6 protein-coding genes and 1 pseudogene are annotated in these 7,064 nt (G+C 47.3%); 4 read left to right on the top strand and 3 right to left on the bottom strand.

All coding sequences use genetic code 11. From position 1 onward, the window contains the following. Positions 1-40: 40 nt before the first annotated feature. Positions 41-739, bottom strand: a complete 699-nt coding sequence (locus C7Y66_RS29500; RefSeq protein WP_015155010.1) for a pirin family protein — start codon at positions 737-739, stop codon at positions 41-43. Between the two features lie 165 nt (positions 740-904). Continuing rightward, positions 905-2,815 carry a transglycosylase domain-containing protein gene (locus C7Y66_RS29505; RefSeq protein WP_106548266.1) on the bottom strand — a complete coding sequence of 637 codons (1,911 nt, stop codon included), beginning with the start codon at positions 2,813-2,815 and terminating at the stop codon, positions 905-907. Between the two features lie 119 nt (positions 2,816-2,934). Here C7Y66_RS29505 and tyrS point away from each other — a divergent pair, with 119 nt between their 5' ends. The 3 genes from tyrS to C7Y66_RS29520 all read left to right on the top strand — a co-directional run bounded on the left by tyrS (position 2,935) and on the right by C7Y66_RS29520 (position 5,690). Continuing rightward, the gene (gene tyrS / locus C7Y66_RS29510; RefSeq protein ID WP_106548267.1) at positions 2,935-4,206 is read left to right on the top strand and encodes a tyrosine--tRNA ligase; all 1,272 of its coding nucleotides are present in this window, start codon (positions 2,935-2,937) and stop codon (positions 4,204-4,206) included. A gap of 63 nt (positions 4,207-4,269) precedes the next feature. Continuing rightward, positions 4,270-4,980 (top strand): orotidine-5'-phosphate decarboxylase, encoded by a 711-nt coding sequence (gene pyrF / locus C7Y66_RS29515; protein ID WP_106167287.1) that lies wholly within the window; start codon positions 4,270-4,272, stop codon positions 4,978-4,980. After that, positions 4,980-5,690 (top strand): hypothetical protein, encoded by a 711-nt coding sequence (locus C7Y66_RS29520; RefSeq protein WP_106548268.1) that lies wholly within the window; start codon positions 4,980-4,982, stop codon positions 5,688-5,690. The genes pyrF and C7Y66_RS29520 overlap by 1 nt, the downstream gene beginning before the upstream one ends. A 23-nt stretch (positions 5,691-5,713) precedes the next feature. Here C7Y66_RS29520 and C7Y66_RS29525 read toward each other — a convergent pair whose 3' ends face one another. Next, on the bottom strand, positions 5,714-6,403 hold the full coding sequence (locus tag C7Y66_RS29525) for a uracil-DNA glycosylase family protein (RefSeq protein WP_015155005.1): 690 nt from the start codon (positions 6,401-6,403) through the stop codon (positions 5,714-5,716). A gap of 231 nt (positions 6,404-6,634) precedes the next feature. Here C7Y66_RS29525 and C7Y66_RS29530 point away from each other — a divergent pair. Further along, positions 6,635-7,064: pseudogene (locus C7Y66_RS29530) on the top strand (phosphoribosyltransferase family protein); the annotation flags it as partial.

Raw genomic sequence — 7,064 nt, forward strand, 5'->3', positions numbered from 1 at the left:
TCCCCCTTGTCTCCCTTGTCCCTTCTATCTCCCGCCGCAACTACGCCAAGTCGAAAAGTAATATTTCCGCGTCGCGATCGCTGCTTATTTCTAACAGTTCAGCGGCACCGATTGCTACTCCATCTCCCGCGTTCAAGCTATGACCGTTGAGTGCCACTGCACCCCGCGCTACTTGCAGCCAGGCATAACGATTTGGTTGCAATTGATAAGTGACCCGATCTTGCGGTTGCAATATGGCTGAATACAAATTCACGTCTTGATGAATTGTCACAGCACCATCGCGTCCATCTTTAGCGGCAATTAACCGCAATTTTCCTTGTCTTTCTGCAACTGAAAATGCTTTTTGTTCGTAACTCGGCTCTAAGCCTTGGCGATCGGGCAGAATCCAAATTTGCAAGAGGTGAACTGGTTCGGTAGCAGAAGGATTGAATTCGCTGTGCATAATTCCCGTTCCAGCACTCATCCTTTGTACTTCTCCGGGTCGGACGATCTCCCCATTACCAATACTATCTTTATGTTCGAGCGCGCCTTCAAGGACGTAGGTGAGAATTTCCATGTCCCGATGTCCGTGAGTCCCAAACCCTCTTCCTGGCTGGACTCGATCTTCGTTAATCACGCGCAGCGATCGAAATCCCATGTGAGAGGGGTCGTAGTAGTTTGCAAATGAAAAGGTGTGATAGCTATCTAACCACCCATGATTTGCATGTCCGCGTTCTTGGCTTTGTCTGAGTGTAATCATATTCTGTCCTCCAACTTAGTTTGAATTATTTAGTTCAATATCAATTAATTTAATATTAAACTATTTAACCAAAAAAAGAGAACCGCTCCCATGTACGGCTTTCCTCACAAAGAAAGTGGTGCGTAATTTAATTCCGAATTCCGAATTCCGAATTCCGAATTCCTCTCACCTTGGTCGATCGAACTGCGAAGGAGGACGGAAATTCTCGACTGGGGTATTTTTCAAGGCTTGTGACATGAACGATCGCCAGATCGGGGCAACAAATACGCCACCTGTTGCACCCTTACCGACAGGTTGGTAGTTATCGTTGCCGACCCAAACAGCTGTGGATAGTTGAGGCACGAAACCGACAAACCAAATATCCCGTTCTGAAGATGTGGTTCCCGTCTTACCTGCGGCGGGGCGACCGATTTGAGCGGCGGTTCCCGTACCGCTAGTAATTACCCCTTTCATCACGTCTGTTAAGGTAGCGGCTGCCCAAGGCTCTAAGACGAGTTGGGGTTTGGGAGAGTTATCGAGGATAACGTTACCACTACTATCGGTGACGCGGGCAATAATAGTTGGTTTGGACTGCCAACCGTAATTAGCAATTGTCGCGTAGGCACTTGCCATTTCCAAAGGCGTGACACCGATCGCTCCTAATGGTAAAGATGGCACTGGTTCCATCGGGCTGTTGATGCCCAAGATGCGGCACGTCTCGACCACCTTATTCAAACCCACAGCGCTACCTAGCTTCACGGCGGGGATGTTACGCGACACTTCGAGCGATCGCCGCACTGGCATGGGACCGTTGAAAGAGTCATCGTAATTTTTCGGAGTCCAAATTCCGCCAGGGATGCGGTAACTGACCGGAGTATCATTGATAACGCTATTGGGCGTAAATTTTCCTGAAGCAAATGCCGTGTAATAGACAAACGGCTTAAAAGACGATCCTGGCTGGCGACGGGCTTGAGTCGCGCGGTTAAATTCGCTTTTTCGATAATCTACCCCACCTACCAATGCTTTAATAAATTGAGTGCGCGGATCGACTGACACCAAAGCCATCTGGTCGGCACGGACACCCTGAGAGCGAATGGTTTTATGCCACTTTGCTACGGTCTCCTCGGCGATCCGCTGCATGTTGTAGTCAATGGTAGTTTGCACCCGCAGCCCGCCTTTTTGCACGGCTTCTATTCCGTATTCCCGTTCTAACTCTTGAGCCGCAGTATTAGTAACAAAGGGCATACTACTACGTTGGAACGAGCGAACTTTCCCCAGGGTAATTTTTGTTTCCCTCGCCTTCTCGTATTCCTCTGCCGTAATCCAGCCCAAACTGCGCATTCGGTTCAAAACAGTTTCTTGGCGTTGTTTCGCCGTTTTCATGCTGACAAATGGGCTGTAGTTTTGCGGTGCTTGAATGATTCCTGCCATCATCGCCGCTTCCGCCAAATTTAAGTCTGCGGCTGACTTGCCGAAATAGCTTTGGGCTGCCGTTTCTACGCCATAGTTATTGTGTCCCCAAAACACTTGATTGAGGTACATTTCTAAAATTTGGTCTTTGCTGAGAATTTGTTCTAAACGAATGGCTAAGACTGCTTCGGCAACTTTGCGGCTAAATCGGCGCTGCTGCGTCAGAAAAATATTTTTCACCAGCTGCATCGTCAGGGTCGAGCCGCCTTCTGCCACTGCCCCGCGCTGCCAGTTGACGATTGAGGCACGCCCGACGCTACTAATATTTATGCCGTTATGGGAATAAAAATGACTGTCTTCGATCGCCAGAACTGCTCGTTTTAATTCTGGAGAGATTTTATTTAAAGGGATGACTTCGCGATTGGCTTCGCCGTGAATACTGGCAAGGACTTTGCCGTTTATATCATAAAAATATGATGTTTCCGAAGGAATATAGTTACGCAATACTCTGACATCGGGTAAGTTGCGGAAGCTAATTGCTAAGCCGACTAGCCCTCCAGCTACAATGGCACTAGTCAACATAATGACTGCTAGAAGGGTTCCGCCTGTCACCTGACTGACTTCTTTAAGAAATTTCCAGCCAGGTGATGAATATCTCGGTTTTTCTCGGGCAATGCTAGAAGACACAGCGGTTTAATTTCCTCAACTTAATAGCCAAGAGATTTGTCTGCGATCGCGATCGCCAAATCAGCGGATAATTTTGTCACTATAGTAGTCTGTCAATTAAGCGATTGAGAAGGTTGCGAGTGAGTGTAACGAATTTATCATCCCCAAGGCAAGAGCCAAGCTCTCAATTAGCCACCGCGACACCCGATCCAAATTGGCTGCGACGTGGTGTCAGCGAAATCTTTCCAGACCAGCCTGATTCTAGCAATCCCGAAGAAAGTCTGGAAAAATTGTTAAAAATGACAAATCGACCCTTGCGTATCAAGTTCGGGATTGACCCCACTGGCGCGGAGATTCATTTAGGTCATAGTATTCCAGTCCGCAAGCTCAGAGCGTTTCAGGATGCCGGACATAAAGCCGTTTTGCTGATTGGCGATTTCACGGCTAGAATTGGCGACCCCACTGGCAGATCGGAAGTTCGCCGTCAATTGAGTGCGGCAGAAGTTGCCGAGAATGCTAAGAATTATTTAGATCAGGTACGTCCAATTTTAGATTTTGCTCCCGACAAGTTGGAAGTTCGTTACAACTCAGAATGGTTGTCAAAACTCGATTTGACCAAAATTCTAGAATTGTTGTCTACGATGACTGTCGGGCAAATGTTGGCAAAAGAAGGGTTTGCCGAACGTTACGAGAAAGAAAATCCCATTTACATCCACGAATTTCTCTATCCCCTGGTACAGGGATACGATTCTGTAGCGCTAGAAGCAGATGTAGAGTTGGGTGGAACAGACCAAAAATTTAACATTGCTGTAGGGCGAGATTTGCAAAGACATTTCGGACAAAAGCCACAGTTTGGCGTGCTGTTACCAATTTTGATTGGCACGGATGGCAACCAGAAAATGTCTAAGTCGCTGGGAAATCAAGTGGGACTGCTAGAAGAACCGCTATTGATGTATTCCAAGCTGGAAAAAACGCCAGACCATTTGCTCAAAGATTATTTCGAGTTATTGACAAATTTACCCTTAGATGGATTGCCGGAAACTCCCCGCGATCGCCAGAAGCTGCTCGCTTTAGAGGTTGTCAGTCAATACCACGGCAAAGAAGCCGCTCAAAACGCTCAAAAAGCAGCAATGTCACTGGTACAAGGCAATACAGCCGATACTTCAGCCGTACCAGAATTTTCGCTATCTCAAATCAAATTTCCAGCAAAATTGTTTTACATTGTCAGCGCCAGTGGTTTGTGTCCGACTAGTTCTGAAGCCCGCAGGCAAGTTCAAGGTGGAGCAGTTAAACTGGATGGCGATCGCCTCAACCAAGTAGACCTAATCTTTAATTCTCCAGATGAATTGGATGGTAAAGTCTTACAAGTTGGCAAAAATAAATTTGTCAAATTGGTAATGGGTAATGGGTAGTTGGTAGTTGGCGATCGTTCTCCCTTGTCCTCCTTGTCTCCCTTGTCTCTAAACCCAACACCCATGCATACAGACCGAATTATCGTTCCCCTAGACGTACCGACAGAAGCTCTTGCGATCGCGCTTGTGGATCGGTTGCCGCAGGTCAGCTTTTGGAAGGTTGGCTTGGAATTATTTGTGAGCTGTGGTGGTGGTATTCTCAGTACGTTGAAACAGCGGCAAAAGCGAATATTTCTAGACCTCAAGTTTCACGATATCCCGAATACGGTAGCTGGGGCATGTCGGGCGGCGGCGGGATATGGAGTCGATTTAGTGACGATTCATGCGACTGCTGGTAAAGATGCTTTGTCACTGGCTCAACAAGCGGCACAGGAGGGAGCAAAGACGGCGGGTGTAGCACCACCAAAATTAATTGCGATTACTGTTTTAACGAGTCTTTCTGCTCGTCAGCTTGCTTTTGAGTTAAAAATTCCCTTGGAACTACCGGAATATGCCTTAGAAATGGCTTCATTAGCTCGGGAAGCAGGTTTAGATGGGGCTGTTTGTTCGCCGCAAGAGGTGGAACAGTTGCGGCGGATTTGCGGCGATGATTTTCTCTTAGTGTGTCCTGGGGTGCGTCCGAGCTGGGCAGCAAAAGGCGATCAAACGCGATCGCTGACTCCCGCACAGGCAATTCAAGCAGGGGCAGATTATCTCGTCATCGGTCGTCCAATTACTGCTGCTGCCAATCCAGAGGAGGCTTGGGAGCGTATTTGTCAGGAGTTGGCGGGGTGATGAAGAGAATTCGGAATTCGGAATTCGGAATTCGGAATTCCGAATTCTCGGCTGAAGAGAGAGAAGCAAGCTACGAAATTTGGAATTTAACCCTGATTCGCTCGTTTTTCAACTCCAAATTGCACTTTTTTCTACTTTCTTTACTAGCTGTTACTCAAATACCCTTACCTGCCTATCCGACTTCTGACTCCTGCACGGGCGTACAGCAGTGCGCCCCTACGACTTCCGACTCCCATTGTTCTACTCAAGATCTTAAAACCCTGACCGATCGACTTCTCAGAGATTTGCCTGGATATGCCAATCGCACTAGTCAACGCGCTCGTAGGTTGAGCCGCAGTACAGATCTTTATACGTATGTATTGGTAGCAGGGAATCCAGAGTTTGAACCTTTAACTACCGATCCTGGTGTTTACCAGCCTAAATCGCCACAGGCGGATGGTGAAGACGTGCAGCAGGTATTTTTTACGACCTTGGAGCGACAGTATTTAAAAGATCGCGCCGTAGAATTGCAGGGGTTTCACTGGGCTTTTTTCGCCAAAACTGAAGATGGATGGCGTTTGGCTAGTATGTTTACTCGAATTGGCGATCGCGCTGGCAAAAGACCCCCCACGCCACCAGAGGAAACGAGTGATGGTATTATTGCCCAGGCAATTGAAACTTGGTTGCGTGATTGTCGAGCCAGAAGTCGGGCGCGAGATGCGAAGGAGTAGGGTGCATTAAATAACGTACCCTACTAGCAAATCTCATCCAGTTTTTTTCTCACTTCTTGAATATCCTGCCACATCAACCACTTAGGACTACCTTTTTCGCGAGATTGGTTGCGTAACAAATAAGCAGGATGGAAGATGGGCATACACAAGCGTCCTTGCCACTCCAACCACGTACCACGAATTTTAGATATCGCTCTTTTTTCGCCTAACAAGCCTTTGAGTGCTGTCGCGCCAGTTAAAAGAATAATTTTTGGCTCGATTAGGCGAATTTGTTCTAACAAATAAGGCTTGCAAGCTTCTACTTCATCAGTGGTAGGCGTGCGATTTCCTGGTGGTCGGCATTTATTGATATTGCAGATATATATATCTTTGTCTGTATTTAATTTTACAGAATCTAAAATTTTCTCTAAAAGTTGTCCGGCTTTCCCCACAAAGGGCAACCCTGTCTCATCTTCGTTTTGCCCTGGTGCCTCGCCAATAATCATAATCGGGGCTTGGGGATGACCTCGCCCAACTACGGCATGATGGCGCGTTGCTCCTAGTTCGCAGCGCTGGCACTGATTGCAGTGCTGTGCCAATTCAACTAGGCTGGGGTAAGTCCCTATGGGAATAGGAATTTTCGCATCTGTGGGAATCAGATCCAGTTGCGGCGGTGCGACTGGTTCGACGACATCTGAACTTGCAAATAAGCTGAGCTGGTCTTCGCTAGACATGGAATAAAAATTGTAGCTGCGCTAGCAAACCTTCCAATTGTAGCGAAATTGTGACTACTTTAACCCTCTTTCTATCTACTTGTCTCCCTTACAACTCCCGACTCCCGACTAAAACTGAAAATGAGGAAACTATTACTAAAAAAATAAATCTTGTTGCATTTGCTAGCCGATTGGAAAAAAGGCTGTAGAACACAGTTAAACTGCGGAAACATCCTTGAAGATATAAGCAGTATGCCGTCCTCAGCCGAAAGTATGTCAACTGCTATATTGTTTCGCGATCGCGTTGCTGCTGGAGAACAACTAGCACCGGAAATTCATCGTCTTCTGGACAAAATTACGGCTGTTTCTAACGTTGCCCCTTATCCGATTGTCTATGCCCTACCACGGGGAGGATTGCCTGTAGCAGTGCCAGTAGCGCGGCGGCTGCGTTGTCCGATAGATATTGTGGTGGCAAAAAAGATCGGTCATCCCCAAAACCCAGAACTAGCGATTGGAGCAGTTACAGCAGATGGTAACGTCTTGTGGGCAGGACAAACATCAATTGCTCTCCAAAATTCACCACCGGGAAAAATAGCGCTGGAAGCAGCCCTGAGCAAGGCAAAATTGCAGATGGCAGTCCTCAATTCTGGTCGCTCCCAACATCTGTCTCTTATACACATCT

Source organism: Chroococcidiopsis sp. CCALA 051, from assembly GCF_003015105.1.
Classification (GTDB): domain Bacteria; phylum Cyanobacteriota; class Cyanobacteriia; order Cyanobacteriales; family Chroococcidiopsidaceae; genus Chroococcidiopsis; species Chroococcidiopsis thermalis.